The 25,228-nt window shown below is 67.1% G+C and carries 21 protein-coding genes and 2 tRNA genes; 10 read left to right on the top strand and 13 right to left on the bottom strand.

The window, feature by feature from the left end; all coding sequences use genetic code 11:
* Nucleotides 1–10: 10 nt before the first annotated feature.
* From ACFO0J_RS08605 to tam, 3 genes are all read right to left on the bottom strand, one after another.
* Entirely contained in the window at nt 11–1,903 is a 1,893-nt protein-coding gene (locus ACFO0J_RS08605) for an LTA synthase family protein (protein ID WP_376812662.1), read from the bottom strand.
* Between the two features lie 12 nt (nt 1,904–1,915).
* A complete protein-coding gene (locus ACFO0J_RS08610) occupies nt 1,916–3,163 on the bottom strand; it encodes a phospholipase A (protein WP_376812663.1) in 1,248 nt (415 codons plus the stop codon).
* A 93-nt stretch (nt 3,164–3,256) separates the two neighbouring features.
* Nucleotides 3,257–4,027: a trans-aconitate 2-methyltransferase gene (tam, locus tag ACFO0J_RS08615; protein WP_376812664.1), complete on the bottom strand. Its 771-nt coding sequence runs from the start codon at nt 4,025–4,027 to the stop codon at nt 3,257–3,259.
* A 174-nt stretch (nt 4,028–4,201) separates the two neighbouring features.
* Between tam and ACFO0J_RS08620 the strand changes: the two genes are divergently transcribed.
* Both ACFO0J_RS08620 and ACFO0J_RS08625 read left to right on the top strand, forming a co-directional pair.
* Nucleotides 4,202–5,605, top strand: a complete 1,404-nt coding sequence (locus ACFO0J_RS08620; protein ID WP_376812665.1) for an aspartate ammonia-lyase — start codon at nt 4,202–4,204, stop codon at nt 5,603–5,605.
* A gap of 48 nt (nt 5,606–5,653) precedes the next feature.
* Entirely contained in the window at nt 5,654–6,931 is a 1,278-nt protein-coding gene (locus ACFO0J_RS08625; protein WP_376812666.1) for an MFS transporter, read from the top strand.
* A gap of 6 nt (nt 6,932–6,937) precedes the next feature.
* On the opposite strand, the gene ACFO0J_RS08630 is transcribed toward ACFO0J_RS08625, so the two are convergent.
* Nucleotides 6,938–7,014, bottom strand: a tRNA-Arg gene (locus tag ACFO0J_RS08630).
* A 205-nt stretch (nt 7,015–7,219) separates the two neighbouring features.
* On the opposite strand from ACFO0J_RS08630, the gene ACFO0J_RS08635 reads away from it, so the two are divergent.
* The 3 genes from ACFO0J_RS08635 to ACFO0J_RS08645 all read left to right on the top strand — a co-directional run bounded on the left by ACFO0J_RS08635 (nt 7,220) and on the right by ACFO0J_RS08645 (nt 9,926).
* Nucleotides 7,220–7,528, top strand: a complete 309-nt coding sequence (locus tag ACFO0J_RS08635) for a DUF485 domain-containing protein (RefSeq protein WP_376812667.1) — start codon at nt 7,220–7,222, stop codon at nt 7,526–7,528.
* 5 nt (nt 7,529–7,533) lie between these two features.
* Entirely contained in the window at nt 7,534–9,243 is a 1,710-nt protein-coding gene (locus ACFO0J_RS08640; RefSeq protein WP_376812983.1) for a cation acetate symporter, read from the top strand.
* Between the two features lie 203 nt (nt 9,244–9,446).
* Nucleotides 9,447–9,926 (top strand): carboxymuconolactone decarboxylase family protein, encoded by a 480-nt coding sequence (locus tag ACFO0J_RS08645; protein WP_376812668.1) that lies wholly within the window; start codon nt 9,447–9,449, stop codon nt 9,924–9,926.
* A gap of 58 nt (nt 9,927–9,984) precedes the next feature.
* Here ACFO0J_RS08645 and ACFO0J_RS08650 read toward each other — a convergent pair whose 3' ends face one another.
* The 5 genes from ACFO0J_RS08650 to ACFO0J_RS08670 form a co-directional block, all read right to left on the bottom strand.
* Nucleotides 9,985–11,193: a trans-sulfuration enzyme family protein gene (locus ACFO0J_RS08650; protein ID WP_376812669.1), complete on the bottom strand. Its 1,209-nt coding sequence runs from the start codon at nt 11,191–11,193 to the stop codon at nt 9,985–9,987.
* Nucleotides 11,194–11,278: 85 nt separating this feature from the next.
* Nucleotides 11,279–12,733, bottom strand: a complete 1,455-nt coding sequence (gene cls, locus ACFO0J_RS08655; protein ID WP_376812670.1) for a cardiolipin synthase — start codon at nt 12,731–12,733, stop codon at nt 11,279–11,281.
* Entirely contained in the window at nt 12,730–13,020 is a 291-nt protein-coding gene (locus ACFO0J_RS08660) for a hypothetical protein (RefSeq protein ID WP_376812671.1), read from the bottom strand. Before ACFO0J_RS08660 ends, cls begins: the two co-directional genes overlap by 4 nt.
* Nucleotides 13,021–13,114: 94 nt before the next feature.
* Entirely contained in the window at nt 13,115–13,543 is a 429-nt protein-coding gene (locus ACFO0J_RS08665; RefSeq protein ID WP_376812672.1) for a multidrug/biocide efflux PACE transporter, read from the bottom strand.
* Nucleotides 13,544–13,647: 104 nt separating this feature from the next.
* A tRNA-His gene (locus tag ACFO0J_RS08670) sits at nt 13,648–13,723 on the bottom strand.
* A 198-nt stretch (nt 13,724–13,921) separates the two neighbouring features.
* On the opposite strand from ACFO0J_RS08670, the gene ACFO0J_RS08675 reads away from it, so the two are divergent.
* From ACFO0J_RS08675 to ACFO0J_RS08695, 5 genes are all read left to right on the top strand, one after another.
* Entirely contained in the window at nt 13,922–14,548 is a 627-nt protein-coding gene (locus ACFO0J_RS08675; protein ID WP_376812673.1) for an L-threonylcarbamoyladenylate synthase, read from the top strand.
* 60 nt (nt 14,549–14,608) lie between these two features.
* Nucleotides 14,609–15,262: a site-2 protease family protein gene (locus ACFO0J_RS08680; protein WP_376812674.1), complete on the top strand. Its 654-nt coding sequence runs from the start codon at nt 14,609–14,611 to the stop codon at nt 15,260–15,262.
* A gap of 82 nt (nt 15,263–15,344) precedes the next feature.
* On the top strand, nt 15,345–16,247 hold the full coding sequence (gene dapA / locus ACFO0J_RS08685; protein ID WP_376812675.1) for a 4-hydroxy-tetrahydrodipicolinate synthase: 903 nt from the start codon (nt 15,345–15,347) through the stop codon (nt 16,245–16,247).
* Between the two features lie 11 nt (nt 16,248–16,258).
* A complete protein-coding gene (bamC, locus tag ACFO0J_RS08690) occupies nt 16,259–17,377 on the top strand; it encodes an outer membrane protein assembly factor BamC (RefSeq protein WP_376812676.1) in 1,119 nt (372 codons plus the stop codon).
* 174 nt (nt 17,378–17,551) lie between these two features.
* Nucleotides 17,552–18,844, top strand: a complete 1,293-nt coding sequence (locus ACFO0J_RS08695; RefSeq protein WP_376812677.1) for a methyl-accepting chemotaxis protein — start codon at nt 17,552–17,554, stop codon at nt 18,842–18,844.
* Here the strand turns inward: ACFO0J_RS08695 and cysG are convergent.
* The 4 genes from cysG to ACFO0J_RS08715 all read right to left on the bottom strand — a co-directional run bounded on the left by cysG (nt 18,800) and on the right by ACFO0J_RS08715 (nt 25,221).
* The gene (gene cysG, locus ACFO0J_RS08700; protein ID WP_376812678.1) at nt 18,800–20,296 is read right to left on the bottom strand and encodes a siroheme synthase CysG; all 1,497 of its coding nucleotides are present in this window, start codon (nt 20,294–20,296) and stop codon (nt 18,800–18,802) included. The two genes, ACFO0J_RS08695 and cysG, sit on opposite strands and share 45 nt — an antisense overlap.
* Nucleotides 20,293–22,011 carry an assimilatory sulfite reductase (NADPH) hemoprotein subunit gene (gene cysI / locus ACFO0J_RS08705; protein ID WP_376812679.1) on the bottom strand — a complete coding sequence of 573 codons (1,719 nt, stop codon included), beginning with the start codon at nt 22,009–22,011 and terminating at the stop codon, nt 20,293–20,295. The genes cysG and cysI overlap by 4 nt, the downstream gene beginning before the upstream one ends.
* Nucleotides 22,012–22,064: 53 nt before the next feature.
* Nucleotides 22,065–23,870 (bottom strand): assimilatory sulfite reductase (NADPH) flavoprotein subunit, encoded by a 1,806-nt coding sequence (locus ACFO0J_RS08710; protein ID WP_376812680.1) that lies wholly within the window; start codon nt 23,868–23,870, stop codon nt 22,065–22,067.
* Between the two features lie 154 nt (nt 23,871–24,024).
* Nucleotides 24,025–25,221, bottom strand: a complete 1,197-nt coding sequence (locus ACFO0J_RS08715; RefSeq protein ID WP_376812681.1) for a cupin domain-containing protein — start codon at nt 25,219–25,221, stop codon at nt 24,025–24,027.
* Nucleotides 25,222–25,228: the final 7 nt, after the last annotated feature.

The following is a 25,228-nucleotide window of genomic DNA, read 5'->3' on the forward strand; positions in this document are numbered from 1 at the left end:
CAGGCAGGTCCTAACCCGGCAAGCGCAGCTCCGGCAGCGTGTGCGCGCGATGGCGGTAGACCCAGGTGGGCCACAGTGCGTGGGCCAGGGCGATGCGGCCGAGCGCGGGGTCCGGGTCCAGCGGCGTGTAGCCGTCCGGGGCGGCGTAGCGGTAGAAGCTGGCGGGCTGTTGCGGCTCCAGCACGGCCAGGGTGTCGCCCTGCAGGTAGCCGTAGTGTTCCTCGTACTGCATCATGGCGCGGCCGCCCGCGTCCGCGCGCGTCAGGTCGTGGCCGATCATGGGGTGCTCGTCATCGATGCCGATCAGCGACAGCAGGGTCGGCGGCAGGTCGATCTGGCTGATGATGCGCTCGTCGCGGCGCGCTTCGACGCCTGCGCCCAGGATCAGGGCCGGGATGTGGAAATGGCGCAGCGGGATGCGCTGGGCGCCGCCGACGCGGGCATCGTGATCGGCGACGATCAGGAAGACCGTGTCCTGCCAGTAGTCGCTGGCGCGGGCCTGTTCGAAGAAGCGGCCGATGGCCCAGTCCGCGTAGCGCACGGTGTTCTGCACCGTGGCGGGATCGCCGTCGACCGGGATGCGGCCGGCCGGGTATTCCCAGGGCGTGTGATTGCTGACGGAAAAAGCCAGGTGCAGGGTGGGCTGATCGCCGCCTTGCGACAGCAGCGTGTGCAGCTTGTCGAACATGTCCTCGTCGCTGGCGCCCCAGGTGCCGACGAAGGCCGGCGCCTCGAAGCTGGGCAGGTCGTGCAGTTCGTCGAAGCCGTTGCCCAGGAAGAAGCTCTTCATATTGTCGAAGTGGGCCTCGCCGCCGTAAATGAAGCGCGAGCGGTAGCCGTGCCGCTTCAGCAACTGGGCCAGCGTAAAGAAGCGGCTTTGCGCGTCGCCCAGGCGCAGGGCGGCATCCGACAGGGTGGGCGGAAAGCCCGCCGTGACGGCCTCCAGGCCGCGCACCGAGCGGGTGCCGGTCGCGTAGGCGCGGGTGAAATTCCAGCCCTGCGCCGCCAGGGCGTCCAGGCAGGGCGTCAGGCCCTCGCCGCCCAGATTGCCCACGTATTGGGCGCCCAGGCTTTCCTCGACGATCAGCACCAGGTTGCGGGGCCGCGCGGGCCGTTGGCTGGCAGGCTGGCGGTGCAGGGTGGGCATCTCGGCCGGACCGGGCGGCATGCCGGCCTGCGCCTGGATGATCGTCTGCAGTTCGGCGTCGGGCAGATCGCCGTAGACGTCCGCCGCCGAACGTTCGTTCTTGATGGCGTACAGGGCGAACAGCACGTTGTACAGGGACGTCAGGGGCAGGGTGTTGAGCAGGCTGTCGCCGCACCAGGCCACCGAGGCCGGGTTGATCGGCCGGTGGCCCAGCGTGCCCCGGATGGCCAGCGCGATGACGGCGCCGAAGATCAGCGTGACCAGCACGCGCCAGGGCCAGGCGGGCAGGGGATCGGGCTGCGCCCGGGCGAACAGCGTGTGGCCCAGCCAGGCGGCCAGGCCCAGGCCCAGGGCGGCGCCCAGCAGGACCGGCTTGTAGCCTTTCCACAGCATGCCGAAGACTTCTTTGGGGTATTTCAGGTAGTCGATGTACAGGCGGTTGGGGCGGCTGTCGTATTCCTGGATGAACTGGGGCGTGGAAACCTCCAGCAGCACGAACAGCAGCCAGACGGCTTGCAGCCACAGTCCGGTCAGGAAAATGGCGATGGGGCGGTCGCCCACCCAGGGCGCCAGCAGCAGCGGAATCCCGGCCCACATGGCGATCTGGTTCAGGTCGATGCGCAGGCCCCAGCGGAAAATCGGCCAGGGGCCGCCGGCCGCCCGGACGCGGGGCCAGAGCCAGGCGGTCAGCAGCAGGCGGCTGAGGGTCAGCAGCGCCAGGGCCGCGAGGACGAAAACCCCGATCTGGGTGAGCATGAAATGGATTCCTCAGGGCACCAGCGCGATACCGATGCGAAATTGCGGGTCGGATTTTTGATCGTAACCCAGCAGCGTTTCACCGTAACCCCGGAAATACTGCACGTACAGATGGCCGTTCATGTGCAGGAAGGTGCGTTTCAGAGGCCAGGCGGCCTCGAGCTGGGTGGCGCTGCGCCCCTCGGTGCCCTGGCGGTACAGGCCTGACAGGATCAGGCCGTCATCCTGGGCCCAGCGCAGTTTCCAGTCCGCGTAGCCCAGCGCATTGCGGTAGCCCATGTCGCGGTCGGTCCAGACGTAGTATTTGAAGCGCGGCTGGAAACTGAGCGTGCTGCCGCCGTCGAAGCGGTGGTTGAATTCCGGCTGGACATACAGGTCGTTGATCGAACGAGAGTCGTCACCTGCCTTGCCGTTGGATTTGTGCTCGAAGCCCGTGTTCAGCCCCAGGGACCAGCGCTTGTCATCCGTGGACCACAGCGCGTCGCGCGCCCAGAACAGGCTGGGATTGTAGGTGGTGTCCACGAATGGGATGGAGTCCGAGTGCAGGTCCCACAGGGCGGTCTGGGTGTAGCCGAAATACCAGTTGTCCATGAAGCCCGGGTGAGCGGGATCGTCCGGACTGAACAGGCGGTACTTGAAGCTGACCTGGAAGCGGGCATTGGCGCCGTCGCGGTTGCCGACCGCGAAATAGATCGGCTCGTAGGAAGAAATCGCGTTGCGGAAGGTATCGAAGGGCGACAGGCCGCCGGCAGGCGCCGCGGTCGCCGGGGCGGCCGCGAGGGCCGTGTCGGCGGACAGGCCAGAGGCCGTACCCGCTGCCGAGCGTGTCGCGACCTGGGCGCCCGGCAGATCGTCCGCGCCCACCTGCAGCGCCAGCAGCGTGTCGTCCGCGCCGTCCAGGCGCAAGGTCAGCAGGCCGTGCGCGCCGGCCGGCACCTGGCCGCTCCAGGCCATGCGGGTGAAGGTATTGGCGGGCAGGTCGATGGTGTCCGGCGAGGTCCGCAACTGGAAGTGCGCGGGCGTGGCGCGCCCCTGGGCATCCACCCAATGTCCGGTCAGTTCCCGCGCGACCGGGCTGGAGAGCGCAGTGCCGGTGTCGTTCGTCAGCAGGCCTTCCAGCTCGATCGGGCCGCCGGGGCTGGCCTGCGGGCTGGTCAGGCGATACGACAGGCCTGCGTGGGCAGTGCCGGCCGCCAGGCAAAGGCAGCCGATGGCGAGGAAAAAGGCGTGGCGCAAGCCTGTGTAGCGAGGACAAGGCATGATGTTGAAACCAAAAGCATAATCTTGCCCGGAACTTTAGCATTTGCGGCCAGGGCGCACGTTTCCTGGTGTGTCCGGGGCGTTTTGGGCCCCCTACCGTGTCGCGACCAGAAACAGCCTGGGCATGGGCATCAGTACCGCGCCGTCCGTTTGTGTCGGGTAGGCCTGGGCCAGCGCATCGCGGTATTGCGCCAGGAAAAGCGCCCGTTCGGCCTCGTCCAACGGCGTCAGGAAGGGGCGCAGGGCGCTGCCCTTGAACCAGGACACGATGCCGTCGACGCCGTCGGGCAGCACGTGCCAGTACTGCGTGCGCCAGAGATTCACGTGCGTGCAGTGCGGCTTGAGCAGGTCGTAGTACCAGGAGACGGGATGGCGGGGAAAGAGGGTGCTGCGCTCGTCGCCGATGCGATCCGCCCAGCGGGGATCGGCGGCCGTCTGGCGCATCAGGGTCTTGACGGCCTCGTCCTGGTTGTCCGGCATCTGGACGGCCAGATTGCCGCCGGGTGTGAGAAAACCGGCCAGCCTGGGGAACAGGGCGGCATGGTCCGGGATCCATTGCAGCGAGGCGTTGGCCAGGATCAGGTCGTAGGGTTCGTCCGGCTGCCACGCGGCGATGTCCGCCTGCTGGAACCGCAGCCCGGGCAGCCGCTCGCGGGCGGCCGCCAGCATGTCGTCCGAGGTGTCAATGCCGGTGATGGCGGCGTCCGGGTGCCGTTGCAGCAGGATTTCCGTGGAATTGCCCGGACCGCAGCCCAGGTCCGCCGCCCAGGCGACTTCGCGCGGCGGCACGGCTGACAACAGATCCCGCACCGGGCGGGTGCGTTCGGATTCGAACAAGCGGTATTGCTGTGCGGACCAGGCCATGCGTATTTCTCCGATCAGACTGGATGTACTTGGACTATTCTGGCCCGCCGGCGGCATCATCGGCAACTGCGCAGGCCAATATCGGGCAGGTCGGCGTTGTGCCTGAGTTGCGCGACCAATTGTGCTATTTTCGTCGCTCACTCATTTTTTAACTCAACCATGAACAAGGTAGCGATGCGCAAGGAATCGGATTTTCTGGGGCCTAGGGATATTCCCCTGGATGTCTATTGGGGTGTGCACACAGCCAGAGCGCTCGAAAATTTTCCTATTTCCGGGCAAAGCGTGTCGGCCATGCCGGAACTGGTTCAAGCGCTGGCGCACGTCAAAAAGGCGGCCGCGGGCGCCAACGTGCAGTTGGGGGTGCTTTCTGAGTCCAAGGCTGCGGCGATCATCGGTGCCTGTGATGACATCCTGGCGGGGCAGTTGCTCGACCAGTTCGTGGTGGACGTCATTCAGGGCGGGGCCGGCACCTCGACCAATATGAACGCCAACGAAGTGATCGCCAATCGTGCGCTCGAGCGCATGGGTCATCAGCGGGGCGCCTATGATCATCTGCATCCGAACGATGATGTGAACGCCTCCCAGAGCACCAACGACGTCTATCCGACGGCCTTGCACCTGGCGGCCTGGACCAGTATCGGGCCCTTGCTCGAAGCGATGGCCGGACTGCGGCAGGCGTTCGAAGCCAAGGCCGAGGCATTCCAGACGGTCTTGAAAATCGGCCGTACCCAGTTGCAGGACGCGGTGCCCATGACCTTGGGCCAGGAATTCACGGCATTCGCCGCCCTGATCGGCGAAGACGAGGCGCGCCTCAAAGAGGCGCGCAAGCTCATGCTCGAGGTCAACCTCGGCGCCACAGCCATTGGCACGGGGATCAATGCGCCGGTGGGATACAGCGACCTGGTGGTGCCCTTGCTGGCGGAGTCCAGCGGTGTGCCGGTGGTGCCGGCCGCCAATCTGGTGGCCGCGACCCAGGATACCAGCGCGTTTGTGGATCTCTCCGGGGTGCTCAAACGGGTGGCCTGTAAATTGTCCAAGATCGCCAGTGACTTGCGGCTGCTGTCTTCCGGCCCCCAGGCCGGTTTCGGCGACATCCTGTTGCCGGCGGCCCAAGCCGGATCTTCCATCATGCCGGGCAAGGTCAACCCGGTCGTCCCGGAAGTGATGAACCAGGTTGCGTTCGAGGTCATCGGCAACGATATGACGATCACGATGGCGTCCGAGGCGGGCCAGCTTCAATTGAATGCCTTTGAACCCATCATGGGCTGGTCGCTCTACAAGAGCGCCAAGCATCTGACCCAAGCCTGCAAGACGCTCACCACCCATTGCGTACAGGGCATTCAGCCCAACGGCCCGGTCCTGGCGAAGCGCGTGACTGAATCGGTGACGCTCGTCACGGCGCTGACCCCCGTGATCGGCTACGAGCAGGCGGCCAGGATCGGCAAGACGGCCTTGCGGACCGGCGCGACGATTGCAGAGACGGCGGAACAACTCGGCATCATGAGCGCGGCCGAGATGATGGAACTGCTCGTGCCTGAAAACCTCACGGCGCCGGTACGCCTCGCCGTGGCGGATTAAAGACCGCATGGGGACTGTGCGCTCGCACATCCCCTGTATGATCTGCTCATGAGCAGCGCCCTACCGCCCGCCAGTCCGCCAGGAGGCATCGAATCCCGCTACGCCTGGATGCGGCTGATGGTGTCGCTCGCGCTGGTGACCATCGGGAACGTCGGCATGTACGCGGCGTCCATCGTGCTGCCCTCCATTCAGGCGGAGTTCGATGTCAGCCGCGGGGACGCTTCGCTGCCCTACGCGGCGACGATGCTGGGTTTCGGGATCGGCGGCATCTTGATGGGCCGGTTGGCGGACCGCTTCGGGGTCTTCGTGCCGGTGGTGCTGGGCTCGGTGGGGGTCAGCATGGGCCTGGCGCTGGCGAGCATGGCCGACACCCTCATGACGTTCAACCTGGTGCACGGGCTGGTCATCGGCCTGCTGGGTTCGTCCGCCCTGTTCTCGCCGTTGGTCGCCGACGCGTCGCTCTGGTTCACGCGTCGACGCGGCATGGCCGTGGCGATCTGCATGTGCGGGAACTACCTGGCAGGCGCCGTGTGGCCGCCCGTCATGCAGCATTTCGTGGCGCAGGTCGGCTGGCGCCACACGTACATGGGCATCGGCGTGTTCTGCCTGGCGACGCTGCTGCCGCTGGCGCTGTGCATCCGCCGCAAGCCGCCGTCCGCCGAAGTGCTCCTCCCCGATACGGGCAAGGCCCCGGCCCGTTCCGCGCGCACCGCGTCCGGCGACCGGCCGCTGGGGCTGTCGCCGAGCACGGCGATCGTGCTGCTGTGCATTGCCGGGGTGGGCTGCTGCGTGGCCATGGCCATGCCGCAGGTGCAGATCGTGGCGTACTGCGGCGACCTGGGGTACGGCGCGACCAACGGCGCCAACATGCTGTCGCTGATGCTGACCATGGGCATCGTCAGCCGGCTGGTCTCGGGCTGGATCTCGGACAGGATCGGCGGGCTGCGCACGCTGCTCCTGGGGTCCATCCTGCAAGGTCTGGCCCTGTGGCTGTACCTGTTCAACCAGGGGCTGCTGCCGCTCTACATCATCTCGGCGCTGTTCGGCCTGTTCCAGGGCGGCATCGTCCCGGCTTACGCCGTCATCGTGCGCGAGCATTTCCCCGCCCAGGGGACCGGCGTGCGCGTGGGCGTCGTGCTCATGGCCACGCTCGCGGGCATGGCGCTGGGCGGCTGGATGTCGGGCTGGATCTACGACATGACCCTGTCGTACTGGGCGGCCTTCGCCAACGGCATCGCCTGGAACCTGCTCAATGCGGCCATCGTCCTGTTCCTGATCTTCAAGGGCAGGGGGCGCCTGACGCGGCTGCGGCGGCAGATGGCGTGAGCGGCCTGGCCCGCCCTACTGGATTCGAACCAGTGACCTACGGCTTAGAAGGCCGTTGCTCTATCCAACTGAGCTAAGGGCGGCGGGGCTTGCGTCCGGGGGTTCGGACGCGATCACGAGCCGGGCGCGGGTGCGCCGGACGGCTGCGAATCCTGGATTCTAACGTGCATTCCAGGTGTCGGTGTTTTCCCTGATGTTTCAGCGGATCGGGAAGGCTGTAAGGCCCTCGTAAGGTGCGGTTTTTATCTTGCACTGCATCATACGAACCATCCCACGAAGGAGACCGACATGGGAGACAAACGGACACAGGCCATCGTGTCGAACCCGAAATACCAGCATCTGCGGCAGACGCGCTTGCGCTACGGCTGGAAACTGGCCGTGATCATGCTGGTGGTGTACTACAGCTTCATCGGCGTGATCGCCTTCGACAAGGAGTTGTTCGCGTTGAAACTGGGTGAAGGCGTCATGACCTGGGGCATCCCGGTCGGCTTCGGCGTCATCGTGTTCAGCGTCCTCATCACCGGCCTGTACGTGCGCCGCGCCAACAGCGAATTCGACCGCCTGACCCGCGAGATCGTGCAGGAGGCCGGGCAATGAACCGCATGACCGTACGCGCGCTGGGCGCGCCGGCCCTGGCGGCCCTGACCACGACCGCGCAAGCGGCGGGCGGCGACCTGGGCGAACTGCAGCAGCAAGCCACCAACTGGACCGCCATCACGATGTTCGGCGTGTTCGTGCTGCTGACCCTGTGGATCACGAAATGGGCGGCGGGCCGGACTCGTTCCGCCGCCGATTTCTACACCGCCGGCGGGGGCATCACCGGTTTTCAGAACGGTCTGGCGATCGCCGGGGACTATATGTCCGCCGCTTCGTTCCTGGGCATTTCCGCCGCCGTGATGATCAATGGCTATGACGGCCTGATCTATTCCATCGGTTTTCTGGTGGGCTGGCCCATCCTGACCTTCCTGATGGCCGAACGCCTGCGCAACCTGGGCAAGTTCACCTTCGCCGACGTGGCGGCCTATCGTTTCAAACAGGGGCCGATCCGCGCCTTCGCGGCCTCGGGCACGCTGGTGGTGGTGGCGTTCTACCTGATCGCCCAGATGGTCGGCGCCGGTCAGCTCATCAAGCTGCTGTTCGGCCTGGAATACTGGATCGCGGTGGTCGTGGTCGGTGTGCTGATGATGGTCTACGTGCTGTTCGGCGGCATGACGGCCACCACCTGGGTGCAGATCATCAAGGCGGCCCTGCTGCTGGGCGGCGCGACCTTCATGGCTTTGATGGTGCTGGCGCATTACGGCTTCTCGCCCGAGCGCCTGTTCGCCGCTGCGGTCGAGGTCAAGACGCTGGCCGCCCTGGACGCGGGCAAGGACGCGGCCCAGGCCGGTTCGGTGGGGCAGTCCATCATGGGACCGGGCAATTTCATCAAGGACCCGATCAGCGCGATTTCCTTTGGCATGGCGCTGATGTTCGGCACCGCCGGCCTGCCGCACATCCTGATGCGCTTCTTCACCGTGCCCGACGCGCGCGAGGCCCGCAAGTCCGTGTTCTGGGCCACGACCTGGATCGGCTATTTCTACATCCTGACCTTCATCATCGGCTTTGGCGCCATCGTGCTGGTGTCCACCAATCCGCAGTTCCTGGACGCGGCCGGCGCCCTGATCGGCGGCGGCAATATGGCGGCGGTGCACCTGGCCGACGCGGTGGGCGGCAATGTGTTCCTGGGCTTCATGTCGGCCGTGGCGTTTGCCACGATTCTGGCCGTCGTCGCCGGGTTGACCTTGTCGGGCACGTCCGCCGTGTCGCACGACATCTATGCGACCCTGGTCAAGAACGGCAACGCCACACGCGAACAGGAGATGAAGGTCGCCAAGATCACCACGGTGATCCTGGGAATCGTCGCCGTGGTGCTGGGCATTGCCTTCGAGAAGCAGAACATCGCGTTCATGGTGTCGCTGGCCTTCGCGGTGGCGGCTTCGGCCAACTTCCCGGTGCTGTTCATGTCCGTCCTGTGGAAGGGCTGCACCACGCGCGGCGCGATGATCGGCGGCTTTGCCGGCCTGATCAGCGCCGTGGGCCTGACGGTGGTGTCGCCGTCCGTCTGGGAGGCGACCTTGGGCAATCCGGCGGGTTCGGCCTGGTTCCCCTACGCGTCCCCGGCCTTGTTCTCCATGACGATCGGTTTCGTATCGATCTGGCTGTTCTCGGTCACGGACCGCAGCGAACGCGCCCGCATCGACCGGGCCGGCTTCGAGGCCCAGACCGTGCGCAGCGAAACCGGCATCGGCGCGGCCGCCGCCAGCGCGCACTGAGTTGTTGCAAGGGCGGCGGCCTGACCGGCCGCCGTCCGCGCACTTTCCCTGGGCGGTCGCACCTGCCGCAGTCCGGGGGCTCTCGCACCCCGACGACCGTGATCCGGCCGCCGGGGTGTTTCTTTTGTGGCGGGGGGCTGGCGGTGTTCAATCAGGACTAAATCGGTGCACAATGTAGCACGCTTTTTTGGAATGTATTCACCATGACCCAACGCTTGAACTACTACCAGATTTCATCCGAAGCCGCCCAGAAATACAGCGAATTCAGCCAGCTTCTGCACGCCAACCCCTTCCTGGCGGAAATCGGCTATCTGGTCACTCTGCGAGCTTCGCAGATCAACGGCTGCGCCTTTTGCGTGGACATGCACGTCAAGGAGGCCAAGATCGCCGGCGAGCGCGAACTGCGCCTGCATCACGTCGCGGTGTGGCGCGAATCGCCGCTGTTCACCGCCAAGGAAAAAGCCATCCTGGAATGGACCGAAGCCCTGACGCGGCTGTCGCCCGAAGGCGTGTCCGACGAGCTGTTCAGCCGCGTGCGCGAGCAGTTGACCGAAAAGGAACTGGCCGACCTGAGCTTCCTGGTGGTGGGCATCAACGGCTGGAACCGCCTGGGGGTGGCCTTCCGTTCGGTGCCGGGTTCTGCGGACGCCGCGTACGGCCTGGACAAGGCTGGCCTGAGCTGATCCGGGCTCAAGGCATGGCATCCGGCCCCGTGTTGTGCGGGACCGGACATCGGGCGGATTACCCCCGCATTGCCTGTTCGAGCGCCTGGGCCAGGTCGGCCTTCAGGTCGTCGACGTGCTCCACGCCCACCGACATGCGGACAAAGTTCGGCTCGATGCCGGCGGCCTTCATGTCGTCTTCGGTCATGGAACTGGCCCACATGGACGCCGTGTGCACCGCCAGGGTTTCCACGCCGCCCAGGCTGACTGCCTGGGTCGCCAGTTTCAGCCCGCAGACGAAGCGCTGGGTGGCGGCGTAGCCGCCCTTGATCGAATAGGCCACCACGGCGCCGAAGCCGCGCATCTGGCGCGTCGCCAGGGCGTGCTGCGGGTGGCTTTCCAGGCCGGGATAGAAGACCTGCTCGACTTCGGGGCGGGACTCCAGCCATTGCGCCAGCGCCAGGGCGTTGGCGTTGATGCGTTCCATGCGCAGCGACAGCGTGCGCAGGCCGCGCAGCAGCAGCCAGGCGTCCATGGGCGACAGGACCGCGCCCAGGGTGACGTGCATCTTCCAGATGGTTTCAGCGAGCGCGTTGCTGCAGCAGATGGCGCCCGCCATCAGGTCGTGGTGGCCGCCCAGGTACTTGGTGGCGCTGTGCACCACGATGTCGATGCCCAGGTCGTGCGGCCGCTGGTTCAGCGGCGAAGCGAAGGTGTTGTCGGCCACGGTCAGGATGCCGCGTTCCCGGGCGATCCCGGCCACGGCCGCCAGGTCCGTGATGGACAGGCTGGGGTTGACCGGCGTTTCCACCATGATCAGCCTGGTATTCGGGCGCAGCGCGGCGCGCAGGCTGTCCAGATTCGTCTGGTCGAAGGTGCTGACCTGCACGCCGTAGCCGGCCAGCACTTCGCAGAACAGCTTGGTGGTGCTGACGTAGTGGCGTTCCTGGATGACGGCATGGTCGCCGGCCTTGAGCAGCGCCAGGATGGTGGTGCTGATGGCGCCCATGCCCGAACCCGTCAGCAGCGCGCTTTCGGTGCCTTCCAGGCCCGCCAGAATGGCTTCGACGTGCTTGTTCACCGGGTTGCCATGACGTCCGTAAAAGTTCGCCGGCCGCACCGCCGTGGCCATGTCCGAGAATTCCTCGGCGGTTTCGGCACGAAAGGTGGCGCTGTAGTGGATCGGCGTGACCACGTCGGCCCCGAGGCCGCAGACGGCGTCGCCGTGCAGCACCTGGGTCTGTTCATGCCAGGGCGCGTCGGGGGAAGCGGGCCGGGACGGGTTCATGGGAATGGGCTCCTGCGCAAAAAGTGGGGACAGGCGCTCATCATACGCCCGCGCAGCTTGCCGGATCGCGGCGTCGGGGCGGCTTCTAGAGATACGGGCTGGCCAGCCAGATGACCCGGTTGCGCAGCCGCTTCAGGTAGGGCATGGCGTTCAGGGATTCCAGCGTCACGCGCTCGGATTGTGCGATGTTCGCGTCGATGCGCTGTCCGATCTGCCTCGCCAGGGCGCGGTCGTAGATTTCCATGTCCAGCTCGAAATTCAGCCGCAGGCTGCGGGGGTCCAGGTTGGAGGAGCCCGCGTAGGACCAGGCTTCGTCGATGGTGAGCAGCTTGGAGTGGTCGAAATTGCCCCGGTGGCGCCAGACGCGGCAGCCGCCTTCGATCACCTGGGCGAGCTGGGCGGTCATGGCGTAGTTCACCAGGCGCAGGTTGTTGCGCCCGGGGATCACGATGTCCACCTGGATGCCGCGCCGCGCCGCCGTGTTCAGCGCGCCGATCAGGACCTGGTCGGGCAGAAAGTAGGGCGACTGAATACGCACGTGCTTCTGCGCCACGGCCAGGGCGCCCAGCAGCACGCGGTGCGTGGCCGCCATGAAGCGGTCGGGGCCGGTGCGGATGCAGCGCGCCGGTATCCGGGGCAGCGGGGGCAGGGCGGAGATCCGCACCCAGTCCTCGATGCGCAGCCGTTCGCTGGTGGCGAACTCCCAGTCGTTGGCGAAGACGGCGAACAACTGGGTGGCCAGCGGGCCCTCGATGCGGAAATGCGTGTCGCGGTCCGTGCGCCGGCCCGCCAGCGACGTCATGAAGCTCTCGCGGATGTTCATGCCGCCCATGAAGCCCAGGTGGCCGTCGACGAACAGGATCTTGCGGTGGCTGCGCAGATTGGCGTAGGCCGAGCGCAGGCCCAGCGGATTGGTCATGAAGCGGTCGGCGCGGATGCCGTTGCGCTGCAGCAGGCGCAGGATGGGCGGATGGGAATAGCGCGCGCCGACGGCGTCGATCAGCACCCGGATCTCGACGCCGCGCGCCTGGGCGAGCCGCAGGGCCTCGGCAAATTGCAGGCCGATCCGGTCGTGGTCGAAGATATAGCTTTGCAGCGCGATGCAGTGATGCGCTTCGGCGATGGCTTGCAGCATGGCCGGATAGGCCTCGTCGCCGCCGTCCAGCAGGCTGACGTGGTTGCCGCCCTGCAGGGGAAACCGGCCGACCTGGTCGCACAGGATGCGCAGCGAGGCGAACTGCGGGGCGGATACTGCGCCGACGTCGCCAAAGGTCGGGTGCGCGCTGTTGACGTAGTCCTTGATCAGGCGGCTGCGCTGGGTGGACATCTGGTCGTGGCGGATGCGGTTGATGCCCGCGACCAGATACAGGAAGGCGCCCACGAAGGGCGACATCAGGATGACGCCGACCCAGGCGATGGCCGCGCGCACGTCGTTCTTTTGCATGGCCGCCTGGGCCGCGACCACCAGGCTGAAGGCCAGCGACAGCAGGGCCGCCAGATGCGGCCAGTATTCGTGCAGGAAATCGTTCAGGGCGCTCATGTCGGGATGTCCGCAGCCGGGCGCGGCGGCTTGCCGGGCGTCGGCGCTGCTTCGGGTCGGCGGCGCAGGGACTCGAACCAGTCCGGATTGGGCGGGCCGCCGGCGGCGTATTGCTGGTTGCGGGAGTTGGAGCGCCAGACGCCGCCGCCGATGCCGGGGACGGGCTCGGTCCGGTACCAGTACCAGCGCCCGTCGGCATCCTGCGCGGACCAGTCCCAGCCTGCGGGGGCCAGGGACCAGTCGGGGGCCTGGGGCGCGGGGGTCGTCGTGTCGGGAGACGTGTTCATCCTGCGTTCCGGGGTGAAGCGGCCTGGGCGCCGCGTACACGGGGCGCAGGTCCGACTCGCGCGGCCGCGCGACAACCGGCCGTGCGCCGGGCCGTCAGTCGGCTGCGATCAGATTCTGCCGAATCTTGTCATACCCCAGGTTGAAAAGAAAGCCGTAGGGCAGATAGAACAGCACGAAGCCCAGATCCAGCACCAGGGCTTGCCAGATCGAGATGTCCAGCCACCAGGCGACGAAGGGGATGGCGATGACGATCAGGCCGCCTTCGAAGCCAAAGGCGTGCGCCACCCGGATGACGTAGGTGCGATCGAAGCCGACACGCGCCTGCAGGCGATCGAACAACCAGTTGTAAAACATGTTCCAGAGCACCGCGATCGTGGCGATGACGGCGGTGAGCACGCCCATGTCGAACAGGCCGTGCCCGGTGATCCAGGCGGCCAGGGGGGCGGAAATGCCAATGGCAAGGACTTCGAACGCCAGCGCGTGAAAGACGCGTTCTGACAGGGGGCGGTCGTGGATGTGCATGGAGCGTGGTTCGCGGCAGCGGTGTCGTCACCGCGTGGATGCGATCGGACGGGGCCGTCCCCGTCGCCCGGGAACCCGGGGGGATTGCAGTGCAGAAGAATGCTTGGGGTGACCGATGGGGCTCGAACCCACGACAACCGGAATCACAATCCGGGACTCTACCAACTGAGCTACGGTCACCACTGCAAAGAACGGAAATTCTAGCATGACTAAAATCCTTTTGCAGGCAACACATCGTCGCTTGATCGTCATCCCGTTTTAGGTCATGTTATCGGCTACGGATTTGATTTCAGCGGTTCACCCGGGGCCGCCTGGAAATCGGCCCGGCGACGGGCGTGTTTCAGGGCGGCCGGACCTCTCCCATAAGGAAGATTGCTCATGGCACAGATTTTCGTCGTCCATCCCGAAAACCCGCAATCCAGGCTGCTGCAGCAGGCCGGCGACCTGTTGGCCAAAGGGGGGCTGGTGGCCGTCCCTACGGATTCCAGCTATGCCGTCGTGGCGCGCCTGGACGACAAGGATGCCGCCGAACGACTGCGCCGGTTGCGCGGTCTGGACGAACGCCACCACCTGACGCTGCTGTGCCGCGACCTGGCGGAAATCAGCCATTTCGCCAAGGTCGACAACCCTCAGTACCGGCTGTTGAAGCTGGCCACGCCGGGTCCCTGGACCTTCATCCTCGAGGCCACCAAGGAAGTCCCGCGGCGCGTGTCGCATCCCTCGCGCAAGACCATCGGCATCCGTGTCCCCGAGCACCGGGTGGCGCTCGCCCTGATCGAGGCGGCTGGTTCGCCGCTGCTCTCGACCACCCTGATCCCCCAGGACGAGGATTTGCCCCTGAACGACGCCCAGGACATCGTCGGCCGCTACCAGCACGAGCTGGCCGCCATTGTGGACGGCGGCTCCTGCCCCTTCGAGCCCACCACGGTCATCGATCTGACGGCCGAAGCGCCCCAGGTGATGCGGGTGGGCCGCGGCGACCCGGCGACCTTGGGTCTGTCCTGAAACGGTTAAGCTTACGGGGTCTGCCGGCCGTCGGCCGGCGTCTCATCTACCCGAGTTGCCGTGGACAATCTGATCCAGACCATTGCGGTCTACGCCCTGCCGGTCCTGTTTGCCATTACCTTGCACGAGGCCGCGCACGGCTACGTGGCGCGCCATTTCGGCGATCCCACCGCCGAGCAAGCCGGCCGCATCAGCCTGAACCCGTTGCGCCACATCGATCCGATGGGCACCATCGTGGTGCCGCTGGTCTTGCTGTTCGCCACCAAACTCATGGGCGGCGGGCTGCTGTTCGGCTGGGCCAAGCCCGTGCCGGTCAACTGGAGCCGCCTGCGTCGGCCCAAGCGCGACATGCTGTGGGTCGCCCTGGCGGGGCCGGCCTCCAATCTGTTCATGGCGATCGGCTGGGTGCTGTTCCTGCGGGCCATGCTGTCCTTGGGCATGATCAGCGGACCGCAGGATTTCTGGCTGTTGATGGCCAACGCCGGGGTCCAGGTCAATCTGATCCTGATGGCGCTGAATCTGCTGCCGCTGCCGCCGCTGGACGGGGGGCGGATCGTCTTCAGCCTGCTGCCGCCGCGCCTGGCCTGGCGCTATGGCAAGATCGAACCCTACGGCCTGGTGATCCTGATCGTGCTGATGATGCTCGGCTGGCTCTGGCCCCTGATGCTGCCGCTCCTGAAGTTCGGCCAGTGGGTCGTCGGCGGATTTTTGTAGATCGGTGGTCCGAATCCGGTAAACTTGATCTTTTGTTTCGCTCGGGGGCCTTCCCGGGCGTTTTGCGGAGGCATTCCTCATCATGGCCGGCTCGGATTCATCGACCCCAGTCTTTCAGGGCAGCATGGTTGCCCTGGTCACGCCCATGCATCCCGACGGGCAGTTGGACCTGGACGCCTTCCGAAAACTGATCGACTGGCACGTCGAACAAGGCACTGACGCCCTGGTGGTGGTCGGCACGTCCGGCGAATCCCCCACGGTCACCGTCCAGGAACAGGCCGAACTGATCGAACTGGCCGTGCGCCACGCCAACGGGCGCATTCCCGTGATCGCGGGCACCGGCGGCAATTCCACCGCCGAAGCCATCGAGCTGCAGCGCCATGCCTACGCCGCCGGCGCCGCCGCCGGCCTGACGGTCGTGCCCTACTACAACAAGCCCACCCAGGAAGGCCTCTACCAGCACTTCCGCGCCATCGCCGAGTCCGGCGATCTGCCCAGCATCCTGTACAACGTGCCGGGCCGCACAGTGGCGGACCTGTCCAACGAGACCATCCTGCGCCTGGCCCAGGTGCCGGGCATCATCGGGGTCAAGGACGCCACCGGCAATATCGGCCGGGGCGCCCAACTGATCGCCGCCGCACCCGAAGGCTTTCACGTCATCAGCGGCGACGATCCCACCGCCGCCGCGCTGATCCTGCTGGGCGGCCGGGGCAATATCTCCGTCACGGCCAACGTCGCGCCGCGCCTCATGCACGAACTGTGCGCCGCCGCGCTGCGGGGCGACGTGCCCGAGACCCGCCGCCTGAACACCCGGCTGGCGACTTTGAACCAGGTGCTGTTCCTGGAAGCCAACCCCATCCCCGTCAAGTGGGCCGTGGCTGAAATGGGCCTGACCCAGCTGGGCTACCGTCTGCCGCTGACGCCCTTGTCCGATTCGTTCCGCACCGTTGTGCGCCAAGCCCTGATTGAGGCAGGTTCCCTGTGAAGATGAAACGCATGCCGCTCGCCCGGACCAGCCTGATGCTGGCGGGCCTGCTGACCTTGTCCGCCTGCTCGACCCTCGGTGAAATGACCGGTCAGACAGACTCCGTCGAATACAAGAGCACCGTTGCGGGGGATCCGCTGTCGATTCCGCCTGATCTGACGCAGGCCAACAAGAACACGCATTACGTCGCCCCCGAAGGCGTCGCCCGTCTCAGCGACTACAACAAGGCCAGCCAGAGCGCGCAGAGCGTGAACCCGGCCGACCGGGTGCTGCCCAAGGCCAACGGCATCGAAGTCATGCGCGACGGCACGCTGCGCTGGCTGGTGGTCAGCGACGCCGCTGAAAACCTGTACCCGAAGATCATCGAATTCTGGGGTGAACAAGGCTTCACCATCCATTCCCAGAACGCGCAGGCCGGTCTGATCGAGACCGACTGGGCGGAAAACCGCGCCAAGATCCCCGAGGGCTGGCTGCGCAGCGCCCTGGGCAGCGTGCTGGACCAGGTCTTCGACAGCGGCGAGCGCGACCGCTTCACCACGCGCCTGGAGCGTGTGAACGGCAAGACCGAGGTCTACATCAGCCACCAGCACATGGAAGAAACCCCCACGGGCGACGGCACGGCCTTCAAGTGGGTCTTCGGTAAAGAAGATCCGGGTCTGAACGCCGCCATGCTGGCCCGTCTGATGGTCTACCTGGGCACCGACCAGCAGCAGGCCGCCCAGCAGGTCAAGGCCGCCGAAGCCGGCCCGACCGAGGCTTCGGTCGCTCAACTCGCCCAGGATCAGACCTCCCTGACCGTGGCTGAGCCCTTCGACCGGGCCTGGCGTCGCGTGGGCGTGGCCATCGATTCGGCCCGCTTCACGGTCGAGGACCGCAACCGCGAGCAGGGCGATTACTACATCCGCTACCTGGACACCGACTCGGGCGAAAAGATCGAGCAGCAGACGGTGTTCGGCCGCATGTTCGGCACCCGCAACTCGGCCGAACCGCTGAAGCTGCGCATCCATCTGGCCCAGCAGGGCGGCGGTACCCAGGTCAGCGTGCGCGACGAGGCCGGTCAGCCCCTGACCGACGCCACGGCCAAGCGCATCCTGACGGTCTTGTCGAAGAACCTGAAGGAAACCCAGTAAGGTCGATCCTCAGGCGGGTCCGGTTCTTTGGACCCTGCCCGTGCCCTCAGGGCAAGCACAAAGCCTCGCCGGCTGGATCGGCGGGGCTTTTGCATTGTGCGCCGCGGATTGAACACCCTCTTGTTGCCGTGCGTTTATCAAGCTAATATGTTAGTGAAATAACCGGAGACAACCATGAGCATGCGGATATGCTGGATGAGCGGGCGGGTGGCTCAGGACATCCAGAGCCTGGATCGGCAGGCGCTCGACATCACCATCAGCAATGCCGGCATGATGTCCTCGTTCACCAACGTGATCACCTTGTCGCGCGAGCAGACGGGGATCCTGGCCAGTCTGAGGGACAGCATGGACACCCTGGCCCACAGCGTCGAGGCCGTGGTGCAATCCGCCGAGGTCACGCGCGACGGGGTCGACAATATGCACGCGCTGGCGCAGCGGGGGGACGCGCTGCTGGGCGAGACCACGGCGCGGCTTGGGGCGCTGGCCCGGTCGGCCGACAGCCTCAGCGACCGGTTCCGCGAGGTCGTGCGCCAGACTCGGGAGATCGAGGGTATTCTGGGCTTGATCCAGCAAGTGGCCATGCAGACCAATCTGCTGTCCTTGAACGCCGCCGTCGAGGCGGCCCGGGCAGGCGAGCAGGGGCGCGGTTTCGGCGTCGTGGCCGACGAGGTCCGCAAACTGGCGGCCCGCACCGACGAGGCCACCGTGCAGATCCGCGCGATGATCTCGGCGATCTCGGCCAGCACGGCCGAAGCCGGCGGCTTTCTTGAAACCGTGCTGACCGACATCCAGGCCGGGGTTGAGCATGCCCGCGAGGCCGGGCAGGCCCTGGATGACATCAGCCAGCACTCCAGCCGCACACTGGAAGCCTCCGGTCAGATGACCGAGGCGGCGCACACGCAAAGCGGCCTGAGCCAGGAGATCGGCCGGGACATTGCGTCCCTGTCCGAGTCGGCCCGGCAGTCCGTCGAATGGGTGGGCAAGAGCAACGTCGACCTGCGCCTGGTCCAGGGCCAGATCGGCACGCTCAAGCGGGGCACCGCGCAACTGCTGCCGGGGCGGCCTGAACTCGAGGTGTTGTCGACCTGCGCCGAAGAAATGCGGGCGTGCAACATCCTCATCAAGAACGCCGACCGCTATGACGAAATCCAGCCGGTGGTCGAGCGGATCGGCGAGGTCGACCAGATCATGGACGCGACCTGGGCGCGCTACCGGGGCCGCAAGCCGGATTCGGCGGCCCAGGAGCGTTTCGCCGAGGCTTTGCAGGCCTATCGCGTGATCCGCAGCGAAATCCTCGACCTGGCCCGGCGCGGCCAGTTCGATGCCGTACGGGACAAGATCACGACGCAGGGGCGCCCCGCCTACGGTGCGATCAAGCAGGCGCTGACCGCGCTTGAGGCGGGGGATGCTGCAAAGAAGCGATCAGGCCGCCGCTTGTTGTCGTTGCGGGGCGGCACCACCGGCTGATGCATCGCTTGATTCGCCAGCCGTTGTCGTCAGTAGCGTCTCGCCGAACCACGCCAGATCCATGCCCAGCGCGGCGACTTCGCCGACGATGATCAGGGCGGGGGAGCGGATGGCGTGGCGGCGCGCTTGTTCCACGACCGAACCCAGGGTGGCGTGCAGGGCGCGCTGTTCCGGTCGCGACCCGTTTTCCACCAGGGCGCAGGGCAGGTTGGCGGCGTGACCTTCGGCCAGCAGCCGGTCGCGCAGCGCCGGCAGGCGTTCCACCCCCATGTAGTACACCCGGGTCTGGCCATCGCGATCAGCGGGATCATGTGGTTCGGCCGAGGGCGATGGTGGTGGCGCCGGCGCGTTCACCTGCCCGCCCGCCTTCACATGCGCGGTGGACAGGGTCAGGGACTGGGCGTGGTCGCGGTGCGTCAGCGGAATGCCGGCGTAGGCGCCGCAGGCCAGGGCGGCGGTGATGCCGGGCACGACTTCATAGGCGATGCCGTGCCGCTTCAGGTGCTGCAATTCCTCGCCCCCGCGGCCAAAGACCATGGGGTCGCCGCCTTTCAGGCGCACCACGCAGCGTCCCTGGCGCGCGTGCGATACCATCAGGGCATGGATGCGGGACTGGGTGGATTCGTGCGGACCGCCGGGGGCCTTGCCCACGTCGATCACGTGCGCGTCGCGCCGCGCCAGCGCCAGGACGGCGGGGCTGACCAGGCGGTCGGCCAGGATCACGTCGGCTTCGTTCAGGGCGCGCAGGCCGCGCAGGGTCAGCAGGCCGGGATCGCCGGGTCCGGCGCCGACCAGCAGCACCTTGCCCGCCGGGGGCGGGTTGGCGGTCGCCAGGGCCTGGTCCAGCAGGGATTCGGCCTCATTCTCGCGGCCGCGCCGCAGGGCGCCCAGGACGGGGCCGTCCAGCAGCCAGTCGTAGAAGTCCCGGCGCGCACGCAATTGCGGCCGCGCCTGGCGGATGTCGGGCCGCTTGCGCTGCGCCAGCGCGGCCAGGGCGCCCAGGGCCGGGTCGAACATCGATTCGATGCGCTCGCGCAGGCGCCGGGCGATCACGGGCGCGGCGCCGCCCGAGGAAATCGCGATGGTCAGCGGCGCCCGGTCCACGATGGCCGGCACCTGGACGCTGGACAGTTCCGGATCGTCCACGACGTTGCAGAACAGGCGGCGGGTCGCGGCGGCGTCCGCGACCTGTCGGTTCTGCGCGCGGTCGTTGGTGGCCGCGACGGCCAGCCAGGCCTCGTCCAGCAGGGCGGGATCGAAGCTGCCCAGACGCAGATCGATCTCGCCCGCCTGGGCACGCGCCAGCACCTGGGGATGGGCCGCGCGGGCGCTGACGACGACCCGGGCGCCGGCGGCGAGCAGCAGCGCGATCTTGCGCTCGGCCACCAGGCCGGCCCCGACGACGACGGCGGTGCGGCCCTTCAGGTCGGCGAACAGTGGAAAGTGGTTCATGCCGCGCTCGCCTTGCGGTCGGGTTCGGCAATGTGCGGATCGCGTGCATCCGCCTGGATCACGCCGGCGCGCACCAGGAAGTCGCCGAAGCCTTCGTCCGCGATGCGTTCACGGGCGTATTGGCCGAACAGGGCGTCCAGGCTGGACAGGATGTCGGCTTCGGTGATGTTCTCGCGGTAGACGACGTTCAGGCGTTCGCCGATGAAGTCGGCGCCCAGGCGCAGGTCGTAGCGCCCCAGGGCGCGGCCCACCAGGGCGATCTCGCCCAGATAGGGACGCGAGCAGCCGTTCGGACAGCCCGACAGGCGCAGCAGGATGGGAGCGTCGCGCAGGCCGTGCGTGTCCAGCAGGGCTTCCAGCTTGGGCAGCAGCACGGGGGCGTAGCGTTCGCTCTCGGCCATGGCCAGGCCGCAGGTCGGCAGCGCGACACAGGCGATGTGGTGGCGGCGTATGCCGCTTTGCGCCTTGTACTCGTCCAGCCCGTATGCCTCGACCAGGGCGTCGATGGCGGCGCGGTCGGCCTCGTCCACGTTGGCGATCACCAGGTTCTGGTTGCAGGTCAGGCGGAATTCGCCCTTCAGGATCCTGGCGATCTCGCGCATGCCGGTCTGCAGGCGCAGGCCGTCCTGGTCCCACAGACGGCCCGAGGCGATGTACAGCCCCAGGTGCCAGCGGCCGTCCTCGCCGCGCGACCAGCCGTAGCGGTCGCCGTTGCGCTCGAAGCGGTAGGGGCGCAGGGGCTCCAGCGGCGTGCCGCTGCGCAGGCTGACCTGTTCACGGAACCAGTCCACGCCCAAGCGGTCGATCGTGTATTTCAGGCGCGCATGCTGGCGGTGCTGGCGGTCGCCGTGGTCGCGCTGCAGGGTGATCACGGCCTCGGCCACGGCGACCACGTGTTCCGGCCGGGTGAAGCCGATCAGCGTGCCCAGGCGCGGGTAGGTGCTCGGGTCGCCCGCGGTGGCGCCCATGCCGCCGCCCACGGCGACGTTGAAGCCTTGCAGTTCGCCGTTCTCGATGATGGCGACCAGCCCCAGGTCGTTGGCGAAGACGTCGCAATCATTGGTCGGCGGCAGGGCGACGCCGATCTTGAACTTGCGCGGCAGGTAGGCGGAGTTATTGCCGTAGATGGGTTCCTCGTCGACGGCTTCACCGACCTGTTCGCCGCCCAGCCAGATTTCGGCGTAGGCGCTGGTGCGCGGCAGGAAGTGGTCGGACAGGCGCTGCACCCATTGCTGCGTCAGCGCGTGCTGGCTGGACAGGTGCGGGTTGACCGAGCTGATCACCTGGCGGTTCACGTCGCCGCAGGCGGCGATGGTGGTGGCGCGGGCATCGTGGATGCCTTGCATGAAGGCGCGCAGATTGCGCTTCAGGATGCCGTGCCACTGAAAGGTCTGGCGCGTGGTGATGCGCAGGCCGCGCGTGGCGTACTTGTCCGCCAGTGCGTCCAGCGCCAGCCATTGGTCGGGGCTGATCACGCCGCCCGGCAGACGCGCGCGCACCATGAAGGCGTAGGCCGGCTCCAGCTTCTGCTTGCGCCGTTCGTCGCGGATGTCCCGGTCGTCCTGCATGTAGCTGCCGTGGAATTTCAGCAGCTTGGTGTCGGCTTCGGGAATGGCGCCGGTCACCGGGTTTTCCAGCTCTTTGGCGATGGTGCCGCGCAGGAACCGGCTTGCGGTCTTGATGTCTTCCAGGGGGGACAGGGGGGAAACGCTCATGTCGGAATATCGAGATCGAAAAGGTATTTGAATGGGCTGAATGTCAGACCGGCTTAATAGACGTCGCGGGCGTAGCGGCCTTGCGCGGCCAGATCGTCCAGCCATTCGCGGGCGCCTTCCTCGTTCAGGCCGCCGTGGTCGCGGGCAATGTCCAGCAGGGCGGCCTGGACGTCGCGGGCCATGTGGTCGGCGTCGCCGCAGACGTACAGGTGGGCGCCCGCCTGGATCCAGTCATAGACGTCTGCGCCCTGCGACAGCAGCTTGTGCTGGACGTAGATCTTGTCCGCCTGATCGCGGGAGAACGCCAGGTCGATGCGGTCCAGGTGGCCGTCTTTCAGCGCCTGCTGCCATTCGGTCTGGTACAGGAAGTCGCTGGTGAAATGCGGGTTGCCGAAGAACAGCCAGTTGCGGCCTGAAGCGTCCGCGTCGGCGCGGGCCTGGACGAAGGCGCGGAACGGCGCCACCCCGGTCCCGGCGCCGATCATGATGATGTCGCGGGAGGCGTCGGCCGGCAGGCGAAAGCGCGTGTTTTCCTCGATGAAGACCGGGACCGTCTCGCCTTCGGCGCGTTCGGACAGGAAGTGCGAGGCCACACCCCAGCGGGATTCGCCCTCCAGTTCAAAGGCGACGTGCCCCAGCGTCAGGTGAACCTCGTCTTCGGCCACTGCCGCGCAGGAGGCGATGGAATACAGGCGCGGGGTCAGCGGACGCAGGGCCGCCACCAGTTCCGGCCCGGTCCAGCGCGCCGGCCATTGGCGCAACGCGTCGATCAGTTGATGCGTGCCCAGGTAGGCGGCCAGGGATTCCCGGGCGTCGGGTTTCAGCAGCGCCGTCAATTCGTCACTGCCGGCGCGTTCCGCCAGCGCCGCCAGAAAAGGGCGGGTCAGCACGGTCAGTTCGCGGTAGCGGCCCAGCCATTCACCCAGAGGGCGTTGAGCGCCCTGGTGTTCGACCGGATCGGCGGCGTTCAAGCCGCCGGCCTCCAGCACGCGGGCGACCAGGGTGTCGTCCTGCACCGGCCAGACGCCCAGGGCATCGCCGGGTTCGTACTGCAGCTTGCTGCCCGCCAGGGACAGTTCCAGATGGCGGATGTCCTTGTCGCTGTCGCGGCCCGTGATGGCCTGGTTCAGCAGGACTTCCGCCTGGAACGGACGGTCACGGGTGAATTTCTCGGCCTGGGGGTGCAGCGGCGTCACGGTGGCCTGAGGGGCGGCGGGCGCAGTGGACTTCAGCGTCTCGCGGGCCTGCTCCAGCGCCCGGGCCTGCCAGGGGGTGGCGACGGTTTCGATGTCCAGGTCGGCCGCGCCGGCTTCCTGCAGGCGTTGCGCGCCCAACTCGGCCAGACGGTCGTCGATCTTCTGCGAGATGCCGCAGAATGAGGGATAGCTGGAATCCCCCAGGCCCAGCACGGCGTATTTCAGCCGCGGCAGTTTCGGCGCGCGCTTGCCCAGCAGGAATTCGACCCAGGCGATGGAATCGTCCGGCGGATCGCCGTCGCCCTGGGTGCTCATGACCACGTAGAGCAGTTGCTCATCCTTCAGTTCCTTGGTCTTGTACTGGTCGGCCCGCACCAGACGCGCCTCCAGGCCCAGGCCCTGCACCTGCTCGTGCAGCGCGGTGGCGAGGCGCTTGGCGTTGCCCGTCTGGCTGCCGTAGACGATGGTCAGCCGCTGAGCGGCGTCGGCGGCCGGCGCGGCGGCGACCGCCAGCGGAGGCGCGGCTTCCCGTGCGGGTTGGCGCGCCTGGGCGACACCGGCGAAATAGCCCGAGAGCCAGTGCAGGCTGGGGGATTCCAGCGAACCCGCCAGATCGGCGATCAGGGTATGGTGGGCTTCGGGCAGGTAGTTCGGCGCGAGCATGGCACGGTCTTGTAAAAACGAAGGAAGCGTCCATTCTGGGACGCTTCCTTCATGCCGTGAACGAACCGATGCTTATGTTTTTATGCGGATATAAGCAAATTGCCCAGCCTGACGGATCCGGACTGCTGGCAAGCGGTGAGGCGGTGGGCCGAGTTCAGTCCTCCCAGTGCAGCCAGCCTTCCTGCAGCCATTCGTCCAGCAGGGCCAGGGTCTCGGAGGGCAGACGGCGGACCGCGTCGGCTTCCAGGGTGCGCTGATCGGCCAGTGCCTGAAGGCCGGGTTCGGCCGCCAGGGGGGCGACCTCGCCATTGATGAAGATCTGCTGGTCACAGTACATCAGCCGTGTGCAGCGGTCCAGCGTCAGGCGGCCCGACGCCGGGATTCCCGCGCTCAACGCCGGCGGATCGTCAGCCGGATCGAACAGGGCGCTGTCGGGCAGGGACGTCAGCCATTGGCCCAGGAAGCGCGCCGCCACGGCGCGATCCAGGCGGATCCTGGACAGCGTTTCCAGCGTCGCCCCCACCAGCGCATCGGGCAGGGCCGCCGGCGTCCGGGTGGCGGGCGTGCCGGCGTCGGTGTACAGCGCGGCCAGATCCGGGCCGGGCAGGCCGGGCTGCCCGTACAAGCCCGGATCGCCCAGGTGCTGGGCCGAGACCTGGTCGGCGGCGGCTTCCAGCAGGCCGCGGGCCAGGGTGGCCTGGCTGGGGACGCGGAAGCCGATGGACAGCGTCATGCAGTCGTTGCCGATGGCCACACCGTCGTGGCAGGCATGCGGGGGCAGGTACAGCATGTCGCCCGGTTCCAGGATGTCGTCGGCGTCCGGCTGGAAGTCGGCCAGGATCTTCAGCGGCAGCCCCGGCACCAGGCTGCGGTCCGCCTGCTGGCTGGTGCGCCAGCGGCGCCGGCCATGGCCTTGCAGCAGAAACACGTCGTAGCTGTCGAAGTGGGGACCGACGCCGCCGCCGTCGGTGGCGACGCTGATCATCAGGTCGTCCAGCCGGGCGTCGGAAATGAAGCGGAACTGCCGCATCAGCGCGGCCGTGGCGTCATCGTGCAGGTCCACGCTCTGCACCAGCAGCGTCCAGTTAGGCTGCGTGGCGGGCGGCAGGCGGCGAAACGGCCCGTGCTTCAGCGACCAGCCCTTGTCTCCGTGGGTGATCAGGCGGGATTCGACCTCGTCGCGGCGGGCCAGCGTGTGCACGTCGCGAATCGTGACCGGCGGCTGGAAACCGGGGATCGCCTGACGCACCAGCAGCGGTTTTTTCTGCCAGTAGTCGCGCATGAATTCCTGGGGCGTCAGGCCGCCCAGCAGGGGTGTGGGCTGGTCGATATCGGGAATGGCGGTATGCATGGCGGGT

This window comes from Castellaniella hirudinis (genome assembly GCF_042651965.1).
Lineage (GTDB): Bacteria > Pseudomonadota > Gammaproteobacteria > Burkholderiales > Burkholderiaceae_B > Castellaniella > Castellaniella hirudinis.

What these genes read in the sequence shown, in the direction of transcription:
- tam (WP_376812664.1), bottom strand. Translation starts at nt 4,027, where the DNA reads ATGGCCTGGTCCGCACAGCAATACCGCTTGTTCGAATCCGAACGCACC.
- ACFO0J_RS08620 (WP_376812665.1), top strand. Translation starts at nt 4,202, where the DNA reads ATGCGCAAGGAATCGGATTTTCTGGGGCCTAGGGATATTCCCCTGGAT.
- ACFO0J_RS08625 (WP_376812666.1), top strand. Translation starts at nt 5,654, where the DNA reads ATGAGCAGCGCCCTACCGCCCGCCAGTCCGCCAGGAGGCATCGAATCC.
- ACFO0J_RS08710 (WP_376812680.1), bottom strand. Translation starts at nt 23,870, where the DNA reads ATGCTCGCGCCGAACTACCTGCCCGAAGCCCACCATACCCTGATCGCC.
- ACFO0J_RS08650 (WP_376812669.1), bottom strand. Translation starts at nt 11,193, where the DNA reads ATGAACCCGTCCCGGCCCGCTTCCCCCGACGCGCCCTGGCATGAACAG.
- cysG (WP_376812678.1), bottom strand. Translation starts at nt 20,296, where the DNA reads ATGAACCACTTTCCACTGTTCGCCGACCTGAAGGGCCGCACCGCCGTC.
- cysI (WP_376812679.1), bottom strand. Translation starts at nt 22,011, where the DNA reads ATGAGCGTTTCCCCCCTGTCCCCCCTGGAAGACATCAAGACCGCAAGC.
- cls (WP_376812670.1), bottom strand. Translation starts at nt 12,733, where the DNA reads ATGAGCGCCCTGAACGATTTCCTGCACGAATACTGGCCGCATCTGGCG.
- ACFO0J_RS08610 (WP_376812663.1), bottom strand. Translation starts at nt 3,163, where the DNA reads ATGCCTTGTCCTCGCTACACAGGCTTGCGCCACGCCTTTTTCCTCGCC.
- ACFO0J_RS08660 (WP_376812671.1), bottom strand. Translation starts at nt 13,020, where the DNA reads ATGAACACGTCTCCCGACACGACGACCCCCGCGCCCCAGGCCCCCGAC.
- dapA (WP_376812675.1), top strand. Translation starts at nt 15,345, where the DNA reads ATGGCCGGCTCGGATTCATCGACCCCAGTCTTTCAGGGCAGCATGGTT.
- ACFO0J_RS08695 (WP_376812677.1), top strand. Translation starts at nt 17,552, where the DNA reads ATGAGCATGCGGATATGCTGGATGAGCGGGCGGGTGGCTCAGGACATC.
- bamC (WP_376812676.1), top strand. Translation starts at nt 16,259, where the DNA reads ATGCCGCTCGCCCGGACCAGCCTGATGCTGGCGGGCCTGCTGACCTTG.
- ACFO0J_RS08715 (WP_376812681.1), bottom strand. Translation starts at nt 25,221, where the DNA reads ATGCATACCGCCATTCCCGATATCGACCAGCCCACACCCCTGCTGGGC.
- ACFO0J_RS08640 (WP_376812983.1), top strand. Translation starts at nt 7,534, where the DNA reads ATGACCGTACGCGCGCTGGGCGCGCCGGCCCTGGCGGCCCTGACCACG.
- ACFO0J_RS08645 (WP_376812668.1), top strand. Translation starts at nt 9,447, where the DNA reads ATGACCCAACGCTTGAACTACTACCAGATTTCATCCGAAGCCGCCCAG.
- ACFO0J_RS08675 (WP_376812673.1), top strand. Translation starts at nt 13,922, where the DNA reads ATGGCACAGATTTTCGTCGTCCATCCCGAAAACCCGCAATCCAGGCTG.
- ACFO0J_RS08605 (WP_376812662.1), bottom strand. Translation starts at nt 1,903, where the DNA reads ATGCTCACCCAGATCGGGGTTTTCGTCCTCGCGGCCCTGGCGCTGCTG.
- ACFO0J_RS08635 (WP_376812667.1), top strand. Translation starts at nt 7,220, where the DNA reads ATGGGAGACAAACGGACACAGGCCATCGTGTCGAACCCGAAATACCAG.
- ACFO0J_RS08665 (WP_376812672.1), bottom strand. Translation starts at nt 13,543, where the DNA reads ATGCACATCCACGACCGCCCCCTGTCAGAACGCGTCTTTCACGCGCTG.